The 18,616-nt window shown below is 69.4% G+C and carries 17 protein-coding genes; 11 read left to right on the forward strand and 6 right to left on the reverse strand.

From position 1 onward, the window contains the following. Positions 1-84: 84 nt before the first annotated feature. Positions 85-1,224: a YcaO-like family protein gene (locus ACGF8B_RS35350; RefSeq protein WP_392746365.1), complete on the reverse strand. Its 1,140-nt coding sequence runs from the start codon at positions 1,222-1,224 to the stop codon at positions 85-87. Next, positions 1,217-2,551, reverse strand: coding sequence for a TfuA-like protein (locus tag ACGF8B_RS35355; protein ID WP_392746366.1), 1,335 nt, complete (start codon positions 2,549-2,551; stop codon positions 1,217-1,219). Before ACGF8B_RS35355 ends, ACGF8B_RS35350 begins: the two co-directional genes overlap by 8 nt. A 622-nt stretch (positions 2,552-3,173) precedes the next feature. On the opposite strand from ACGF8B_RS35355, the gene ACGF8B_RS35360 reads away from it, so the two are divergent. From ACGF8B_RS35360 to ACGF8B_RS35400, 9 genes are all read left to right on the forward strand, one after another. Next, entirely contained in the window at positions 3,174-4,487 is a 1,314-nt protein-coding gene (locus tag ACGF8B_RS35360) for a hypothetical protein (protein ID WP_392746368.1), read from the forward strand. A gap of 563 nt (positions 4,488-5,050) precedes the next feature. Beyond that, a complete protein-coding gene (locus tag ACGF8B_RS35365) occupies positions 5,051-5,698 on the forward strand; it encodes a class I SAM-dependent methyltransferase (RefSeq protein WP_392746370.1) in 648 nt (215 codons plus the stop codon). A gap of 456 nt (positions 5,699-6,154) precedes the next feature. Further along, a complete protein-coding gene (locus ACGF8B_RS35370) occupies positions 6,155-7,009 on the forward strand; it encodes a HipA family kinase (protein WP_392746371.1) in 855 nt (284 codons plus the stop codon). Beyond that, positions 7,006-7,389, forward strand: coding sequence for a DUF3037 domain-containing protein (locus ACGF8B_RS35375; RefSeq protein WP_392746372.1), 384 nt, complete (start codon positions 7,006-7,008; stop codon positions 7,387-7,389). The genes ACGF8B_RS35370 and ACGF8B_RS35375 overlap by 4 nt, the downstream gene beginning before the upstream one ends. Positions 7,390-7,590: 201 nt before the next feature. Beyond that, on the forward strand, positions 7,591-8,352 hold the full coding sequence (gene fabG / locus ACGF8B_RS35380; protein ID WP_342285477.1) for a 3-oxoacyl-ACP reductase FabG: 762 nt from the start codon (positions 7,591-7,593) through the stop codon (positions 8,350-8,352). 20 nt (positions 8,353-8,372) lie between these two features. After that, positions 8,373-9,128, forward strand: a complete 756-nt coding sequence (locus ACGF8B_RS35385; RefSeq protein ID WP_392746374.1) for an SDR family oxidoreductase — start codon at positions 8,373-8,375, stop codon at positions 9,126-9,128. 118 nt (positions 9,129-9,246) lie between these two features. After that, entirely contained in the window at positions 9,247-10,827 is a 1,581-nt protein-coding gene (locus ACGF8B_RS35390; RefSeq protein ID WP_392746376.1) for an ABC transporter substrate-binding protein, read from the forward strand. Positions 10,828-10,914: 87 nt separating this feature from the next. Further along, positions 10,915-11,598, forward strand: coding sequence for a uracil-DNA glycosylase (gene ung, locus ACGF8B_RS35395; RefSeq protein ID WP_392746378.1), 684 nt, complete (start codon positions 10,915-10,917; stop codon positions 11,596-11,598). A 139-nt stretch (positions 11,599-11,737) separates the two neighbouring features. Further along, on the forward strand, positions 11,738-12,223 hold the full coding sequence (locus tag ACGF8B_RS35400) for a hypothetical protein (RefSeq protein ID WP_392746380.1): 486 nt from the start codon (positions 11,738-11,740) through the stop codon (positions 12,221-12,223). A gap of 51 nt (positions 12,224-12,274) precedes the next feature. Here the strand turns inward: ACGF8B_RS35400 and ACGF8B_RS35405 are convergent, their stop codons facing one another. Further along, on the reverse strand, positions 12,275-12,736 hold the full coding sequence (locus ACGF8B_RS35405) for a hypothetical protein (protein WP_392746382.1): 462 nt from the start codon (positions 12,734-12,736) through the stop codon (positions 12,275-12,277). Between the two features lie 91 nt (positions 12,737-12,827). Continuing rightward, a complete protein-coding gene (locus ACGF8B_RS35410; protein ID WP_392746384.1) occupies positions 12,828-13,433 on the reverse strand; it encodes a TetR/AcrR family transcriptional regulator in 606 nt (201 codons plus the stop codon). A 139-nt stretch (positions 13,434-13,572) separates the two neighbouring features. On the opposite strand from ACGF8B_RS35410, the gene ACGF8B_RS35415 reads away from it, so the two are divergent. After that, positions 13,573-14,793, forward strand: a complete 1,221-nt coding sequence (locus ACGF8B_RS35415; protein ID WP_392746385.1) for an FAD-dependent monooxygenase — start codon at positions 13,573-13,575, stop codon at positions 14,791-14,793. A 13-nt stretch (positions 14,794-14,806) separates the two neighbouring features. Further along, positions 14,807-15,706, forward strand: coding sequence for a Gfo/Idh/MocA family protein (locus ACGF8B_RS35420; protein ID WP_392746387.1), 900 nt, complete (start codon positions 14,807-14,809; stop codon positions 15,704-15,706). Positions 15,707-16,210: 504 nt separating this feature from the next. On the opposite strand, the gene ACGF8B_RS35425 is transcribed toward ACGF8B_RS35420, so the two are convergent. Continuing rightward, a complete protein-coding gene (locus ACGF8B_RS35425) occupies positions 16,211-16,567 on the reverse strand; it encodes a hypothetical protein (RefSeq protein WP_392746389.1) in 357 nt (118 codons plus the stop codon). A gap of 422 nt (positions 16,568-16,989) precedes the next feature. Beyond that, positions 16,990-18,528 carry an apolipoprotein N-acyltransferase gene (lnt, locus tag ACGF8B_RS35430; RefSeq protein ID WP_392746462.1) on the reverse strand — a complete coding sequence of 513 codons (1,539 nt, stop codon included), beginning with the start codon at positions 18,526-18,528 and terminating at the stop codon, positions 16,990-16,992. Positions 18,529-18,616: the final 88 nt, after the last annotated feature.

An 18,616-nucleotide genomic window follows, 5' to 3' on the forward strand; every position in this document is an offset into this window, starting at 1 on the left:
CCTTCCGGGTGCCGAAACCGGTCCCGCTGAATCCTCACTGGAAACCTCGCAAAGGTTGGGCCTGTGCGTCACAGGCACTGGTCGTCAGGTGGAGAGGGTGCGTCCCTCTGTGAAGGACAGGCCGGGGCAGACGACCCGAACGACGCTGAACGGTTCGTCCGGATCCGACAGCTGGACCACCAGAGGGGCATGGCCGGTCACGTCTGTGATCCGCCGCGTCACGTCGGCCAGTTCTTCCTGCATGTCGTGGTGGGCTGCTCCGTGGCCGCGCAGTGCTTCGTCGAAGGCGGCCCCGTCCGGGCCGTCGGGGAAGCGGGGCTCCGGGCTCCCGTCCCGCGAGGCGTCCTGGTCCGAGGGGATGTCGTCACGGGTGGAGCTGATCTCGGTCAGCCTGCTCTGCACCGCCTCGGTCAGGGCCCGGGATGCCGCGACCACGGGGTCCAGGTGGCTGCCCGAGCCCGCGCAGACGATGGGGAACAGAGGTGACCACACGAATGCAGCGAACGTCGGTACGGAGAACCGGTTCGGAATGCAGGAGAGGCGGAAGTCCACTCCGGCGTCCGTGAGCCGGTCGAGCAGCGATCGCAGGTGCATGTCCTGGATCGTGTCCGGGGCGATTGCCTGCCGCCGAGGGGCGGCGCCGGACGGGCGGGCGGCCACGACATCGCGTTCGACCGCCTCGTACAGGGCGTGCAGGCAGGCCTCGGTGAACGTGTTGCCGGAGGCGAGCCCGGTACTGCTGGACTCGAAGAGGCGCGGTCGCCAGAAGTGCGGTCCGCTGTAGGAGAGCCGGACCAGATCAAGGGGAACCGGTACGGTCCGGTCGTCCAGCAACGACCGGGCCTGGACCCACGACAGTTGCAGTTGGCCGGTCCACCCGTCCGTCACTCGAAGGTTCAGGTCGGTGAGGGCGTACGGCAGGCGCAGATTCGCGGGTGTGGCGGTGAAGGTGTCGAGAGGAGGCCGTTCCGCGTGCCACAGCTCGATGGACTCCATGACGGCGGAGACCTTGGCGAGCAGTGGGGTGGCTCCCTTGCCCTGGGACACAGCCAGGGTTTCCGACTCGGGCCGCACGGCGAGGAAAACGGGGATGCCGATGTTGTCCAGGCGGGTGACGTCGGCGATTCGGGTGATGCCATAACGGCGCAGGAGGGGCGCGATCCTCATCCAGGTGGTCTCGGGGCCGACCGTGCGATGCGTGCCGGGGAGTTCGACCTTATGCACGTACCTCGCCTCCGGCGGACAGTCGTGCCGTTCGAGAGCCCAGGTAGCCGATGGCGAAGGGGCGCAGAGCGACTGCCGCGTGGTGCACGGACGGAAGGCCTCGTCGGGTGCACTCCATGTTCAGTCCGGCGTCCGAGCCCACGTTCCAGATCAGGCGGAGCAGCCGTTCGCAGATGGCGCCGGACATCTGGGTGAGGCTGCGTTCCGGGTGCGTGTTCAGGTGGTGTCGGGTGCGCTCCAGCCAGCCGGTGACCCGGGCCCGGTCCTCGGCCGACTCCCGCCGCAGCAGCAGGTCCGCCTCGCTGGGGTCTGCCAAGTCGGGCAGCGGGCACAGTAGGGCCGTGACGCGACTGCGCAAGGCCGGTTCGTCATGCCACCGGGCGGCCGTGGGTCCGAGCTGTTGCAGAACATGATCACGGAGGCCCCCCGGGGAGCCGGCGCCCGTCGCGTCCGCTCGGCGGTGCAGGAAGTCCCACCAGACATCGGGGAAGTCCGCGGCGAAGAGCTGCTGGTAGGCGACCCGGTGCCGCAGCACGGGATCGGCGGGCGCGAAATGGTTGCGCCAGCGCCGGTGGTACTCGGTGCGCCAGTCCCGGTCGCTCTTCGCGGACAAGGCCTGCGCCGGGTCGGCCGGTCGGTCGCCTGCCGCTGCGGGAAGGCGCGTGCCGGGCGGACGGTGACCGAGGTGCTCGGCCAGCGCCAGGGCCTCAAGCGTGTCCACCCGCTTCTGGTCGAAGGAGTCCGGATCGGCGGTGAGCCGGGCGGCGTACCAGTCCGCGAAGGTCCTCTCGTCGTGCTCCCGCGCCGCTGCGAGGATCCGTTCCCGAGTGCGTAGCGGGTAGTACTCCCTCTCCATCCGTGCCATCAGGATCTGGCCGGCCTGCTGCGTGAGGACGCCCGCCTCCTGGGCGGCCAGAATCGCGGCGTGCACGTTCACCAAGGGCACGTTGAGGCCGGTGAACGAACCAGTCTCGCCGTGGGCCACGCTGACGGCGTCGTCCCCGTCGAACACGCCGTCGCGGTACCAGCTGTAGACCCGGCCGACGCCGATCATGCCGAACCGGTCGAGTTCGGCGGCGCGCAGGGCTCCGATGCTGGCCGCACCGATGACTGCCACCCCGCGTGCCAGCGCGTCCAGGATCTCCTTGTGCCGAAGCGCCAGGCGTTGGTGGTAGATCCCGTCCACGATGACGACGACGTCTCCGGCGGAGAACGCACGCGGGAAGAGGTCGCCATGCCGGATCGGGCCGTGCACCACGATGTTCGGGTGGCGCTGTCCCACCACAGGTTCGGGGCACGACGGCCCGACGAACACATGTACCGCCATGCCCCTCCCCTTTCAGCAACGGCGTGCCGGCGGTCGGACCGGATCGGACGGACCAGTCAGCGCGAACCGCCGGATGCCCGCTGTGTCAGTTGCGCACTTCGCTGTCGGTGATGATCAGCGGGGTCTCTCCGAACAGGACCTCGAAGTCCTCGCCCGCGATCTCCTCGACCTCGCTGATGGTCTCGGAAGTGACGTCGGCCATGTCTTTCTCCCTTTCGTTAAATGAGGAAACTTTCGGCGCCCCAGTGGCGTCAAATGGACGCTACAACGGCCCTCGCGGAGTGTCCAGGGGATCAACTTGGGATACTCGTGCTGGTTATTTTCGGCCACAATGACACGTTGGTTTCGAGCATTGAGAAACTTTGACATTACTTTTCATGTTCGTGATGCAGTTTGACGTCCGACTTGCACATGTGCTGAGTGAAGATGCAGGTCAGAAGCCTGTCGAGGAATGGTTCGAACGCTGAGCATTGATTGAACCGGACCGCTTAATGACTCGAAAGCGCCGTTGACTGTGCGAGAGGTCTCGTACAAGATCGAACGCGGTGGGTGATCCGCTGAAATGCTCGCGCAATAACTCGTGCAATAGACGGAGGTGCGAGTGGATTTTCCGTTCATGCCCATGGCTCTGATTGTTGCTGCGCTTCTCTTTCATCAGGTCAATCGGCTTTGGGAATATGGTTTCGCAGGGGCAGGGCAGCACTACGCGCCGGTCTTCGGCATCCGGCTGCCTCGCCGGGCTGCGGCGGCAGGGCAGCTGGCCGCTCTGCCGGCGGCTCTGATCGTCACACTGACGATCCCGTCACTCGCCGGCCGTGCGGCCGTGGTCCTGCTGATCGCTTTCTGGATGCTCGCCACCCAGGTCCGCCTCTCGGATCACTGCTGGCTCGGGGCCGTGGCCGCGGCGGCCATGGCGTTCGCTCCCCGTCCCCTGCACGCAGTGGTCGCCGAGGCCATGCTCGCGGGTGTGTACCTGACGGCAGCCCTGCTGAAGATCAACGGTGAGTATCTGTTCACCGAGCGCAGCGCCGGTCGTGTCGCCACCGCCCACTACCTGCGCCTGCTCGGTCTGCCGGACTTGCCCCGGCTCGTGAGTGCCGCGCCGGCGCTGGTGATCGTCGTCGAGCTGCTGACCGGTGCGCTCGTCTGTATCCCCGGCGCGGAACGGTGGGCCCTGGGACTCGCGATCCTGATGCACCTGGCCTTCGGCGTGTCGGGCAATTACCCCTTCTCGGTGGTGGCCCTGGCCCTATGGGTGACGGTGTTCTCGTCCGACGGCCGGATCGAGCCGGCCGGCTCTGCGTGGGCCCTGTGGGCGACAGCGCTCCTCGTGGGCCTGCTGTCCATGGCCGCGGGCAGGACCGCCAGGGGCCGCCGGTCTCCCGGCTGGCTGATGAAGGACTTCTTCCAGGGGATGGTGTACGGCACTCTGTGCGCGACGGCGTTCCTGTCGGCGCCCGGTCCCGACCGATCCGCGCCCTGGGCGCCTCTCGCCTGCGGCCTCGTCGCGCTCGCCTTTGCCGTGAACTTCCTCCTGGTCGTCACTGGGATCAAGCTCGAATGGAGCTTCGCCATGTTCACCAGTCTGCGTCCCTTCGGCCGCTCCTGGCTGGAACGGCACCGGCTGCGCGAGTGGCCGCGCTACTACGCGCTCAGCCTGCCGGCCCGCATCCCGAAAACCCTGCTGCACGAAGTCGATCCGACGTTTGTCTACCTGGCCACACGGGACGAGAACGTGGTGCATGAAGGGGTCGCCCATGGCCTGGAGGCCGTCGCGCGGAAGCATGACGTCACCTTCGCGCCACGGGTCATGGCGATTGCCGCTGGGGGCCGCGACCTGGTTCCTGCGGAATCGCAGCAGCCTCCGCCGCGCCGTCGTTTCCTCAACTATCCGGCCGTGGTGCCAAGGAGCCTCGACCGCCGGTACCTCGCCTGAGTACTTGAGCGGCAGGCGGTGAAGTTCGAGACGACGCCTGCCCGAACCCGCAACCCGTCGCAGCCCTCGACTGCCCGCAGTTGATGATCTCCGCATCAGACCGTTAGGAGGAAGAATGCCGCAGGTCACAGAATTCATCGCACCACCCGGCCCCCGCGCGGTGGCCCGCCCGCCCGTGTTGCCGACCGAAGGCGCGCCCCGCCGTACACAGGGCCGGATTCACGCGCCAAATGCGTCATGCGAGGACTTCCCGGCACTCGACGACGTGATCGCCAGTGCTCCGGAGGGGAAGCTGCCCGGCGCATCCGGCCGGCGGGAGCCCTCCTGCGGTGTGTCGGCCGGCGACAACTGGGAGTGCCGGACACGGGAGGGCCGGGTGTCGACGGCACGCTCGCTCGTGCGCCCGGCCGCAGGAACGACGACGCGGCGAGAGCGCACCTGGCCCACCCCGGCTCATTCTCGGATCCTGAGCTGAAGGAGGGGGCGTGGAGACAGGTGACGCGTTCGGCTCGGCAGTCTCGCGGGCATGGCGGGAGGGTGGTGCCCCGGGCACGGCCTGGGAGGTGATCGAGCGCGACGACGGCTTGCTGACGGTCAACGACGTGGCTCGGTACTTCGCGCCGTATTCCACTTGGGGGCCACTGGAGCGGGACATATGTCAGAGAGCCGCAGGCCGGGTCCTCGACGTCGGCTGTGGGCCCGGTCGGCATGCCGAATGGCTGCATGAGCAAGGCCGAGACGTGCTGGGCATCGACAGCTCCCCGGGTGCGGTCCTCGTGGCACGCGCCCGGGGAGTCGATGCCCTGGAGTTGTCGGTGGATGCCGTCGACCGAAGCCTGGGCCTCTTCGACACAGTGCTGCTGGGTGGCCAGAACATAGGTCTCCTTTCCGGCCCCGAGCATGGACCGGAGGTACTTTCCCGCCTGGCTTCCGTGACCCGCCCCGGCGGGAGCCTGTTCGGTGTCGGGATGGACCCCTACGCACTGCGTGCCCCCGTCCACGCCGGCTACCGGGAGCGGAACCTGGAGCGCGGCCGCATGCCTGGTCAGCAGCGCTTTCGTATCCGCGACGGGATCACGGCGACGCCTTGGTTCGATTACCTCTTCGCCAGCCCGGCGGAGCTTGAGGAGATCGCCGCTGGCACGCCGTGGCGACTGCGGGACATCGCCGTCGTCGGAGCGCAGTACATGGCGGACTTCGTACGGGACTAGCGCCTCCCGTTCGGTTCCTGCGGGGCTGCTGGTGGGCTGCGATCAGCAGGTCCCGGTGGGTTGCGCCGGGAGAAGCTCCTTCGTCCGTCACGTCGGCCATCGTCCGGTCCCGCACCACCGGGGTCCTGCCGCGCTGTGACCAGGCCTTGGCCTGCGGCGGCGTCATGGAGAAGGCGGCTTCGTCGCCTCGATCATGTTGATGGCCGGAGGGTCCGTCGTGACCCTGGCTCGGGCACTCCTCGTCGGCGATCACCCTCGGTTACTATGCTCACTTCCTGCCGGAAGCCGGCGGCAAGGGACGCGGCACGATCGACGGTCTGCTCGGGGGCGGGGAGACCGGCCCGCCGGCCGAACCTCCCCCATTCCCCCCAGCACCGTCGGCCGGTGATTCCTGCCTCCGGGCCCGGAGAGGTCGTCCGTGGGTTGTAAGGCTGAAGAAATGGGTGGTCTGGGAAAGTGTTGGAAGAAGTCGTAGCGACCCGCTATGTCACGCCTTTGCGTGAGGGTGGCTCGCTGCCCGGGATCGTCGAGGCCGACGATCTCGGCACCTACGTCATGAAATTCACCGGCGCCGGACAGGGACGCAAGACGCTGGTCGCGGAGGTCATCTGCGGGCGGCTCGGCCGCCGGCTCGGGCTGCGGGTCCCCGACCTCGTGCAGATCCAGCTCGACCCGGTCATCGGGCTCGCCGAGCCCGACCAGGAGGTGCAGGAGCTCCTGAAGGCCAGCGGCGGGCTCAACCTCGGGATGGACTTCCTGCCCGGATCGATCGGCTTCGACTCGCTCGCCTACCAGGTGGACCCGCGGGAGGCCGGCCGGGTCGTCTGGTTCGACGCGCTGATCAACAACGTCGACCGGTCCTGGCGCAATCCGAACATGCTGGTCTGGCACGGCGACCTGTGGCTCATCGACCACGGTGCCACCATGATCTGGCAGCACAACTGGCCCGGTGCCCAGGCGTCCGCCGCCAAGCCGTACAACGCCTCCGACCACGCGCTCGCACCGTTCGCGCCCGACATCGCCGCGGCCGCCGCCGAGCTGGCCCCGCTGGTCACCGAGGAACTGCTCACCGAGGTCGCCGCCGACGTCCCCGACGAATGGCTGGTGGACGAGCCGGGCTTCGACACCACCGACGAGCTGCGCCGCGCGTATGTGGAGGCGCTGCTGCCGCGCGCCGCGACCATCGACGAGCGGATCACGATGGAGGGCCCCACCGAGCCCAGGCCGTCCCAGGCCCCCGGCTGGCTCACCGAACACCTCACCCCCTGGCCGCACCCCACCAAGAAGAACCAGAAGGACGGCCAGCGGTGAGCGAGCGCGATGTCTTCGAGTACGCGCTGCTGCGCGTGGTGCCGCGGGTGCAGCGCGGCGAGTTCTTCAACGCGGGCGTGGTCGTCTACTGCCGTGCGCGGGGCTTCGTGGCCGCCCGCACCCATCTCGACGAGGCCAAGCTGATGGTCCTGGACCCCACCGCCGACGTGACGGGTGTACGGGCCGCCCTGCATGCCGTCGAGGGTGTGTGCCTCGGCGGCGCGGACGCGGGCCAGGCGGCCCGTGACGACGCCGGCCGCCGCTTCCGGTGGCTGATCGCGCCCCGCTCCACCGTCGTCCAGCCGAGCCCCGTGCACAGTGGCCTCACGGCCGACCCGGCGGCCGAGGTCGAGCGGCTGCTCGAACTGCTGGTGCGCTGATCCGCCGCCCCGCGCTGCCGGGTGTGACATGCGCCCCGGCGGCCGTGGGCCGTTGACACCGGGTGCCAGGGCTTCTAGCGTCTCGTCTGCTGAAGGTACTAAGCGGTTGCTCAGCTATCGGGAAGGTTCCACGCGCACGAGGTTCCGCGCCGGGCCCCCGACGTCCGCTGAGCGGCGATCCAAGGGCGAGGAGAACCAAGCATGTCCACCACCGAGCAGCGCGTCGCCATCGTGACCGGAGCGGCGCGGGGCATTGGCGCCGCCACCGCGGTACGCCTGGCGGCCGAGGGCCGCGCCGTCGCCGTACTCGACCTCGACGAGGCGGCCTGCAAGGACACCGTCGAGAAGATCACCGCCGCCGGTGGCACCGCGCTCGCGGTCGGCTGCGACGTGTCGGACAGCGCCCAGGTGGAAGCCGCGGTCGCGCGCGTCGCCGCCGAGCTCGGCGCCCCGACGATCCTCGTCAACAACGCGGGCGTGCTCCGCGACAACCTGCTCTTCAAGATGACCGAGTCCGACTGGGACACCGTGATGAACGTGCACCTCAAGGGCGCGTTCCTGATGGCCAAGGCCGTTCAGAAGCACATGGTGGACGCCAAGTTCGGCCGGATCGTCTCGCTCTCCTCCTCCTCGGCGCTCGGCAACCGGGGCCAGGCCAACTACGCCGCGGTCAAGGCCGGTCTCCAGGGCTTCACCAAGACCCTGGCCAAGGAGCTCGGCAAGTTCGGCATCACGGCCAACGCCGTGGCTCCCGGCTTCATCGTCACCGAGATGACCGCGCAGACCGCGGCCCGGGTCGGCATGGGCTTCGAGGAGTTCCAGGCCGCCGCCGCCACGCAGATCCCGGTGCAGCGCGTCGGGCACCCCGAGGACATCGCCAACGCCATCGCCTTCTTCACCGGCGACGACGCGGGCTTCGTCTCCGGACAGGTCATGTACGTCGCCGGCGGACCGCTCAACTGACCCGAAGGGCTACGGACATCATGACTGTGCAGGACAGCGGGAAGGTCGCGCTCATCTCGGGCGGGAGCCGGGGCATCGGCTACGGCATCGCCGAGGCGCTGGTGGCCCGCGGGGACCGGGTCTGCATCACCGGACGCGGCGAGGACGCCCTCAAGGCGGCCGTCGAGCGGCTGGGCGCCGACCGGGCGATCGCGGTGGCCGGCAAGGCGCACGACGAGGCGCACCGGGCGGTCGCCGTCGAACGCACCATGGAGGCGTTCGGCAGGATCGACTTCCTGATCAACAACGCGGGTACGAACCCGGTGTTCGGGCCGATCGCGGAGCTCGACCTCGATGTCGCCCGCAAGGTGTTCGAGACCAACGTGCTCTCGGCGCTCGGCTTCGCGCAGCTGACCTGGAAGGCCTGGCAGAAGGAGAACGGCGGGGCGATCGTCAACATCGCCTCGGTCGCCGGGGTCTCCGCCTCGCCGTTCATCGGCGCGTACGGCATCAGCAAGGCGGCCATGGTCAATCTGACCCTTCAGCTGGCGCACGAGTTCGCGCCGGTCGTCCGGGTCAACACGATCGCTCCCGCGGTCGTGAAGACCAGGTTCGCCCAGGCGCTGTACGAGGGCCGCGAGGAGGAGGCGGCGGCCGCGTACCCGCTGGGCCGGCTGGGGATGCCGGAGGACATCGGCGCCGCCGCCGCGTTCCTCACGTCCAGCCAGTCCGACTGGATCACGGGACAGACCCTGGTGGTCGACGGAGGAATTTTCCTGAATGCGGGCGTGGGCTGAGAACAGCCTGAGCGGATTTGGCCCTGATTGACTCAAGTGCCCTGTCGGGCCTGTGGATTGACCCGACGGGGCACTGCGGTATGGTCTGCCGACCCATGGCTGATCGAGGAGCGTTCACGTGTTCTACCGGGCCAGTCTGCAGGCCGCTGCAGCCCTTGCTTCCCTTTCTCTGCTGGCAGGCTGCGGACTTCTTTCCGACAGCGGTTCGAAAGTCGAGCAGAAGATTGTCGTCGGTACGACCAGCGAGCCCTCCACCCTCGATCCGGCGGCGGCGTGGGACAACTCCTGGGAGCTGATGCGGAATGTCTTCCAGACCCTGGTGAGTTTCCCCACCGGCAGTACGAGCCCCGAGCCCGATGCCGCGGAATGGTGCAAATTCACCGACACCACCAGTACCTCCTACCGGTGCAAGCTCCGCGCGGGTCTGAAATTCTCCAATGGGGACAAGATCGACGCCGAGGCGGTGAAGTACTCCATCGACCGGATCTCGGAGATCAACGTCAAGGGCGGCCCGGTCGGCATGCTCGGCTCGCTCGACCGGGTCGAGACCAAGGGGGACGACATAGTCGTCTTCCACCTCACCAAGCCGGACGCGACGTTCCCCTTCATCCTCGCCACGCCGGCCATGTCGCTGGTGGCTCCCAGTGACTATTCGAAGCACAAGGTACGCGGCGACGGAAAGATCACCGGATCCGGTCCGTACCTCCTTGATTCGTACAAGCCGGGAAACCGGGCAGAACTGGTGAAGAACCCCGACTACAAGGGATTCGCCAACCGCAAGAACGACGCCGTGACGATCCGCTACTTCAAGGATTCGCGCACCGTGGTCGGGGCCCTCAAGAAGAACACCATCGACGCGATCTACCGCGGCCTCACCGCCGAGGACGTCGTCGACCTGGAGAACAACCGGGACCAGGACAGCCACCTCCAGATCGTCGAGTCGGTCGGCGCGGACATTCGCTTCCTGGTCTTCAATCCCGAGGATCCGGCGGCCGGGAACGTGGCCGTACGACGGGCCATCGCCCAGCTCGTCGACCGTGACGCCCTGGTGGCGAAGGTCTACCAGGGCACGGCGGAGCCGCTGTACTCGATGGTCCCCAAGGGCATCGCGGGACACACCACCAGCTTCTTCGACAGCTACGGCGATCCGGACAGGACCAAGGCCAAGCGGATCCTGACCCGGGCAGGCATCACCAAGCCCGTCGACATGACGTTCTGGTTCACGACCGACCGGTACGGCTCCTCCACGGCCCTTGAGTTCGACGAGCTGAAGCGGCAGCTGGAGGGCTCCGGGCTGTTCCGCATCACGCTGAAGAGCAAGCCCTGGAAGGAGTTCCAGGAAGGCTTCAACAAGGGCCAGTACCCCGTCTTCGGCCGCGGCTGGTTCCCGGACTTCCCGGACCCGGACAACTTCATCGCCCCGTTCGTCGGCAAGAACAGCGTCACAGGCATGCCGTACATCAAGAACGAGATCACCCAGGAGCTGCTGCCGCAGACCCGCAAGGAGAGCGACCGGGGCGCCGTCAGCAAGCAGTTCGAGCGGGCCCAGAAGATCCTGGTCGACGACGTGCGGATGCTCCCGCTGTGGCAGGGCAAGCTGTACGTCGCCTCCGGCGAGGACATCGGCGGCGGCGAGCGGGCCCTGGACCCGCAGGTCGTCATGCAGATGTGGGAGTTCTACCGCAAGGCCAGCTGGTAGCCGGGAAGCGGACCGGCAGGGCGCGTTGTCAGTGGTCCCCGGTAGGTTCTCGGTTGAAAAGCTGATTGCTTAACGGAGGTTGTTGAAGTGACCGACACCGACCTGCTGCCCGAGTCCTGGCGCGGCGTCCTCGGCGAAGAGCTGCAGAAGCCGTACTTCAAGGAGCTCGTCGAGTTCGTCGAGGAGGAGCGGGCCAAGGGGCCGGTCTACCCGCCGCGCGACCAGGTGTTCGCCGCGCTGGAGGCCACGCCCTACGACCGGGTGAAGGTCCTCGTCCTCGGCCAGGACCCGTACCACGGCGAGGGACAGGGCCACGGGCTGTGCTTCTCCGTGCGGCCGGGTGTGAAGACGCCGCCGTCCCTGCGGAACATCTACAAGGAGATGAAGGAGGAGCTCGGCCTGCCGGTCCCGGACAACGGATACCTGATGCCGTGGGCCGAGCAGGGCGTGCTCCTGCTGAACGCCGTGCTGACGGTCCGCTCGGGCGAGGCCAACTCGCACAAGGGCAAGGGCTGGGAGAAGTTCACCGACGCGGTGATCCGCGCGGTCGCGTCGCGCCCCGACCCGGCGGTCTTCGTGCTCTGGGGCAACTACGCCCAGAAGAAGCTCCCACTGATCGACGAGGAGCGTCATGTGGTGGTGAAGGGGGCGCACCCCTCGCCGCTCTCGGCCAAGAAGTTCTTCGGCTCCCGTCCGTTCACGCAGATCAACGAGGCCGTGGCGGCCCAGGGCCACGACGCCGTCGACTGGCGCATCCCCGACCTGGGCTGAGATGGCGGCTCCCGGCCCCGGCCGGAGGCAGGCGTCCGGAGGGAAGCCTCGGGGCGCCCGCCCGAGCCTCAGCGGGATCGGGGGCGGCTGCGGCTAGCGTCCAGGGGGAACGGGGGGACGGGCGCGCAGGGAGGTTGCGGTGACGGAGCAGCGGGAGGCGTCCAGGGACGCCGTCATGACCAGGATCGGCCAGGCGATCATGCTGCTGCACGCGGGTGACCGCGAGGAGGCCCGCAATCGCTTCGGCGAGCTCTGGTCGGAGATGGGCGAGGACGGCGACGCCCTGCACCGATGCACCCTCGCCCACTACATGGCCGACGCCCAGGACGACCCCGGGGATGAGCTGGCCTGGGACCTCCGGGCGTTGACCGCAGTCGTCGGGCTGAGTGACGAGCGCGCGGCGCAGCACCCCGACGCGCCGGCCGTGCGGGCCTTCTTTCCCTCGCTCCATCTCAACCTCGCGGCGGACTATGTGAAGCTCCGGCGCCCCGACGCGGCCCGGATCCATCTGGACCGGGCGCGCGCCGCTTCCGGGGTGCTCGCCGACGACGGGTCGGACGACGGGTACGGGGGAGGGGTGCGCGCGGCGATCGAGCGGCTGGAGCTGCGGCTGCGCGAGCTGTGAGGGTGGCCCGTGCGCGGTGGACGGGCCATCGCTCGCTCCTCCCGTCCGGGCTCAGTGGCCGTAGGTGTCGTCGCAGATCCGGGACTGCGGGCTGCCCGCGGGCCAGTGCCCGTACCCCCTCCCCAGCGCGCAGATGTCACCCCCGGCGGCCGGGGCGGGCAGGGCCGGCGCCGGTACGGCCGCGGTGGCAGGGGCAGGCGGGGCGCCGTGCGGCCGGGGGACGGCCGGGCGCCACTGCGGGCGGGGTGCGCGGGGCACAGTACGCCGGGTGTCCGGCGGTGCGGCGTGGGCGCGGCGGGACGCGGACGCGGAGGTGGACGGCGTGGGGGAAGGTACGGCCCCCAGCGAGTCGTGGACCGGAGGCAGCACGATCTGCGGCGTCAGGTCCTGGGCGGGCCCGCTGGCCCGGGGCCGCGGCGGAACGTCGGACTGCGGCTGCACGGACACACAGCCCGACAGCGCCGTGACGGCGACGCCCATCAGGAGGTTCACGGTGATTCTGGTTCGTTGCACCTGATCAACTCTGCTGCGCGGAGCCCGCCCGGGGGAGCCGGGAGAGCGGGATTGGCCCGCACGAGTGACACCGGCCGCCGGGCGCGGGCGGTCAGTGCAGGCCCCATCGCGGTCCCAGCATCCCGGAGAGCAGTTCGGCGAAGTCGGTGCGCAGTTCCTCCTCGCTCGGTACGGAGCGGCTGAACGACCCCGCGGCGCACGAGAACATCAGCCCCTCGCACCAGGCCACCAGGGACAGCGTGTGCCGTTCGGGCGCGGTCGATCCGGCGGCCGTCATCAGTGCCATCAGTGGTTCCCGGAACTGCCGTCCCGTCATGTCGAAGAACTCCCGAAGCTCCGGGCGGCGGGTGGCCTCCAGGGCCAGTTCATATCGGCAGACGAGCAGTTCGGGGTGGCGGGTGAGATAGCGGTGCAGCGCCGACGCGAGACCGGCGACCAGCTCCCGCGGTCCGGTGGCCGGAGCGAGGAGTCCGGCGGGGGCGAGGACCCGCGCCTCGCGTTCCGCGAGCCGTCGCACCGCCGCCTCCAGCAGGGCCTGCCGGGTCCGTGCGTAGTTGGAGGTCGAGCCCTGGGGGAGTCCGGCGCGCTCGTCCACCGCGCGGTGGGTCAGCCCGCGCATCCCGCGTTCGGCGAGGAGGGCGAGGGCGGCATCGGCGATGAGATCGGCCCGGGAAGTGCCGGTTGCGCGTGTGGCCATGGGGCCAACCTACCTTCGCAACTACAGCCGTAGTACGGTGAACCTGTCACTACGGGTGTAGTTCCGGTGCTCCGGGTCCCGCATCTCCGGCTTGCCGGAGCTCCGGAGCGGCCGGGGTCAGAGGATTGCTGGAGGAGCCATGGACAAGCCCCACGCCGTCGTCGTCGGCAGTGGAATCGGGGGTCTCGCCGCAGCGGTGGCCCTGCACGGCCGCGGCTGGCGGGTCACGGTCCTGGAGCGCGCGGCCTCCCTGGAACCCGTGGGGGCAGGCATCTCCCTCGCCCCCAACTCCCAGCGCGCCCTGGACGTCGTGGGCCTGGGCGACGAGATCAGGGCCCTCGCCGCCTGGCAGGGCGAGGGCGGTATGCGCACCCCGGGCGGCCGCTGGCTCTCCCGTACGGACAGCACCGCCGCGGCCGAGCGGTTCGGCGGCTCGATCGTCCTGCTGCACCGGGCCACCCTCGTCGGCCTCCTCCTGGCCCGGCTGCCCGACGGCACCGTCCGCACCAGTACCGCGGCGGAGCTGCTGGACCCGGGAACGGCGGCCGGTGCGCCCGCCGTCGTCGGCACGGCGGCCGGGAACATCGAGGCCGACCTCGTCATCGGGGCCGACGGCATCCACTCGGCCGTGCGACGCGCACTCTTCCCGGACCACCCCGGACCCGCGTACGCCGGATTCACCACCTGGCGCATCGTCGTCCCCGCGTCCGGGGGGACCTTCGCCCCGCACGAGACCTGGGGGCGCGGCGCCCTCTGGGGCACCCAGCCGCTCAAGGACGGCCGGATCTACGCCTACGGGGCCGCCGTCGCCCCGGCCCGGGCCCACGCCGCCGACGACGAGAAGGCGGAGCTGATGCGCCGGTTCGGCAGCTGGCACGACCCGATCCCGGCGATCATCGCCGCCGCCGGTCCCGGCCAGGTGCTCCGCAACGACGTCCACCACCTGATCGATCCACTGCCGTCCTTCCACCGGGGCCGCACCGTTCTCGTCGGTGACTCCGCGCACGCGATGGCGCCGAGCCTCGGTCAGGGAGGCAACCAGGCCATAGAGGACGCGATCGTGCTCGCCCACCACCTGACGCCTGGCGGTGACCTCGGCGCCGGGGCGGCGGCGTACACCGCCGACCGGTTGCCGCGCACCTCGGCCGTCGTCCGCAAGTCCGCCCGGACCGCGCGTCTGATGCGGATGACCAGCGCTCCCGCCGTCGCGACGCGTGACGCCCTGCTCTCCACCCTCTCGCGCTTCGGCCCCGACCTCGTCCTGCGCACCTTCGACGGGATAGCCGACTGGCGGCCGCCGCAGCACACGTATGCTGCCCCTCGCGAGGCGGACACCGAGCCGGTGGACGCCGAACAGTGAGAGGGAGACCCCTGTGAAGGTCGGCTGCATCGGGCTCGGCGACATCGCGCAGAAGGCTTATCTGCCGGTTCTGACCACCCTGCCCGGGGTCGAACTGCATCTGCAGACCCGTACGCCCGCCACCCTGGCCGCCGTCGCCGAGGCCCACCGCATCCCGGCCGGGCAGCGCCACACCGACCTCGAATCGCTGATCGCCCAAGGGCTGGACGCCGCGTTCGTCCATGCCCCGACGGGCGTGCACCCGGAGATCGTGGCCCGGCTGCTGGAAGCCGGTGTCGCCACCTACGTCGACAAGCCGCTGGCCTATGAACTCGCCGAGTCCCGGCGGCTGGTGAGCCTGGCCGAGGAGCGCGGCACGAGCCTCGCCGTCGGCTTCAACCGCAGGGTCGCGCCCGGCTACGCGCAGTGCGCCGAGCACCCTCGCGAGCTGATCCTCATGCAGAAGAACCGGGTGGGCATGCCGGAGGACCCGCGCACCATGGTGCTCGACGACTTCATCCATGTCGTCGACACCCTCCGCTTCCTGGTGCCGGGCCCGGTCGAACACACCGCCGTGCAGGCCAGGATCCGCGAGGGCCTGATGCACCATGTCGTGCTGCAGCTGTCCGGTGACGGATTCACCGCCATCGGCACGATGAACCGGCTCAGCGGCTCGACGGAGGAGCGGCTGGAGGTCTCCGGCCAGGACACCAAGCGCGAGGTCGTCAACCTCGCCGAGGTGATCGACCACAAGGGGCAGCCGAGCGTGCGTCGGCGCGGCGACTGGGTGCCGGTGGCCCGCCAGCGCGGCATCGAGCAGAGCGTGCTGTCGTTCCTGGACGCGGTCCGTGCCGGAAAGGTGCTGAGCGCCGAGGACGCCCTGCGCACACACGAACTGTGCGAACGCGTTCTGCTCGACCTGGACTGCGCCTGAGGGCGGTCCACCTGTGATCCTCGGAGTGTTCGTTCGACGGCGTGGCACTCGACAGCTCCCGTGACGGCTGACCAGCCGGACATCAATGGAATCCGGGCCTGATCGTCGCTGAGGAAGACCGATGCTCAGGAAGTGATGCGGATCGCAGGCGCAGGGTGCGGATCCGGTGGGCAGCCGATTTTCTGCATGTGCGGGCCCGGGAGGCCTTTCCGGGGTGATCGATGATTCGGCCGGCCGTGGTCGACATTCGTGATGTCGCTCCGGCAGTGAATTCTGCTTGAGTCGCAACTTCGGAAGGTGCCGGGGATGGAAACTTTTGTTCCTGGACCGTCCCGGGATATTTCCGAATGAGCAGACCGGCGCTCCTTGTGTGTCAGTGGTGCCGGCGGCGGAGAAGGCGGGACACGCCTGCCTCCTCCGCCGTGGCGGAACCTCCGAGGCGGACCCCCGAGGTCGAGTCGCGCCGCTCGCTGCGGATCGGCGGTGCCAGGCGGATTCGTGCCCTTAGCTGATGTCGCCGCGGAAGATCCAGCGTCCGGCAATACCCGTTTCGTCAACCTTGCACAGGCTGATGCAGACGAAGATCACGCTGTCGTTGACGCAGTAGAACTTACTGGTCACCTTGTTCCCGAAGTAGACGGTGTCCACCTGGGGGGCGGTCTTGGCGGGCAGGGTTCGGACTGCGGTTCCCGGTTTCTTCTTCACGGTGTATGTCTTGCCCTCGGGAGCGCACCGAATCGTCCCCTGGATATGGACTTGCCCATCCTTCGGGGACGGCGAGGCCTGGGCGGGTGCACTGATTCCCCAAGTGATCAGAGTGGCCCCAATTGCTGCTGCTACGGTGCGTGCTTTCAGGTTCATCGGCTCCCTTTTCTCTGTTCTTGTGTGTGTGTTTTATTCGCGAATCACCCGTGCTGTGGCAATGGGTGATCGGTCCTTGAATACTCGCTAATACGTCAAGATCTTCTCGTTTTGCGTTGCGATCGTACCTTGAGGGGGGTGGTTTCGTTCGGTTATTTTTTGCACTCAAGTGGAATTCGGGATTCAGTGCACGGATTGCGTCATGGCTGCTTTGGGTCGTGATTATCGGGGTTGTTGATGATCGTCTTGATTGCTGACTTTGTGGTGATGAGTGGACTCTGGTGGCCCGGGGTTTCCATTGCGGAGGCAGGCCGTCGGCCCGGCCACGGGCGGAGGTTGCCCCTCACCCACCGGGCAGCCCGCTCCGTGGCAGCGCGCGGTCCGACCGGTCGGCGGCCGAAGCCTCACCCGCCCGAGTCCCGCTACCCCGCCCGGACCGGCTCGCCCCGGTTGCGCCTCAGAAACGCACGGCCCCCCGCGAGGGCGCAGTACAGGGCCGACACGGCCGCCGACACCTGCAACGGCCAGTCGCCCAGCCGCACATAGAGCGTGCTGCCCGACGCCAGCGGTACGTCGAACACGGCGGCCCCGCTCTCGTCCGTGCCGAGCGGAGCACCGACCCGCGCACCCTGCGGTCCGTACACCGTGCTGACGCCGGTGAGCGTGGCATGCACCACCGGGCGGCCGTTCTCGGCGGCCCGCAGCGCCCCGAGCGAGGCATGCTGCGCGGGCGCCCAGCCGTGCTGGAACGAGGAGGTCGACGACTGGGCGATCAGCAGCTGGGCGCCGTCCCGGGTGAGCCGTCGGCTCATGTCGGGGAACGCGGACTCGAAGCAGATCAGCGGACCGATGCGCAGTCCGTTCCCGCCGTCGGCCCCGGGCAGCGACATCGTCACCTGCCGGGTGCCCCGCAACCGGTCCTCACCGGCCGCCCGGCCCATGGAGACGACCCAGCCGAGCGCCGAACGGGCCGGGACGTACTCGCCGAACGGGACCAGCCGCATCTTGTCGTAGCGGTCCCCGGTCAGCCCGTCCGGACCCACCAGCACCGCCGACTTGAAGATCCCGGTCCGGCCGGATCCGTCGGTCTGCCGGGCATCCACATTGACCAGCACATCCGCGCCCACCCGGCGCGAGAGCGCGGCGATCCGGGCGGTGACGTCCGGGCGCGCGGCGAGATCCACCCCCACACTGCTCTCGCCCCACACCACCAGATCGAGATCGCGCCCGGCCAGCGAGCCGGTCAGCCGCTCACTGGCGGCGAGCCGGCGCTCGGCGCCGTCCGCCCCGGTGAACACGCCCGGCTGTACGACGGCGATCCTGGCCACTCCCGACTCCTCGGGCTGTGGCGCCCACTTCGCCATCGCTCCCACGGCCAGACCGCACACCGCGAGGCCCACCGCGGCCACCGTACGGGCGGCGGAGGACACGAACAGCAGGGTGACAGCGGTGTTCACCGCCACCACCACGAGGCTCACCAGCCACACCCCGCCCACGGACGCCACCCGTAGCGCAGGGGCCACCTGCCACTGGCTTGCACCGAGCAGCCCCCAGGGACCGCCGAGCGCCTCCCAGGAACGGGCCAGTTCGATCATCAGCCAGCCGCAGGGCACCACGACGACCGCGCAGGCGACGGCCGCGGCGGACACCGGCCCGCCCAGCATCCGGAAGACCAGCAGCCCCCACGGGGCCCACAGCAGGCCGAGCAGCGCCGCCAGGACCAGGATGAAGACATGGAGGCTCGGCATCAGCCAGTGGTGCACCGCGAGCATGTAGCCGGTGCCGCCGAGCCAGCCGCCCAGCGCCGCCCGGCGGCCCGAGCCGGCGGACCGGAGCAGGAGCATCCAGGGGACCAGACCGACCCCGGCGAGCCACCACAGGGCAGGGGCGGGAAACGCGAGCGCGGGCAGCGCGCCCGCGAGCAGTGCCAGGCAGCCGTACCACCGGCCGGACCGCGGCATCCGCGACCACCGTCCGCCACGACCGGCCGGAATCCGCATGCCGCGCCTCCTCGTCCCGCCTGATGAGCAGTCTGCTCCCTTGCCACCC

This window comes from Streptomyces sp. NPDC047917, assembly GCF_043204345.1.
In the GTDB taxonomy this organism is placed as follows: Bacteria; Actinomycetota; Actinomycetes; order Streptomycetales; family Streptomycetaceae; genus Streptomyces; species Streptomyces sanglieri.

Coding starts and splice junctions, on each gene's coding strand:
- lnt (WP_392746462.1), bottom strand. CDS start 18,528: ATGCCGCGGTCCGGCCGGTGGTACGGCTGCCTGGCACTGCTCGCGGGC.
- ACGF8B_RS35425 (WP_392746389.1), bottom strand. CDS start 16,567: ATGAACCTGAAAGCACGCACCGTAGCAGCAGCAATTGGGGCCACTCTG.
- fabG (WP_342285477.1), top strand. CDS start 7,591: ATGTCCACCACCGAGCAGCGCGTCGCCATCGTGACCGGAGCGGCGCGG.
- ACGF8B_RS35355 (WP_392746366.1), bottom strand. CDS start 2,551: ATGGCGGTACATGTGTTCGTCGGGCCGTCGTGCCCCGAACCTGTGGTG.
- ACGF8B_RS35410 (WP_392746384.1), bottom strand. CDS start 13,433: ATGGCCACACGCGCAACCGGCACTTCCCGGGCCGATCTCATCGCCGAT.
- ACGF8B_RS35360 (WP_392746368.1), top strand. CDS start 3,174: ATGGCTCTGATTGTTGCTGCGCTTCTCTTTCATCAGGTCAATCGGCTT.
- ACGF8B_RS35415 (WP_392746385.1), top strand. CDS start 13,573: ATGGACAAGCCCCACGCCGTCGTCGTCGGCAGTGGAATCGGGGGTCTC.
- ACGF8B_RS35385 (WP_392746374.1), top strand. CDS start 8,373: ATGACTGTGCAGGACAGCGGGAAGGTCGCGCTCATCTCGGGCGGGAGC.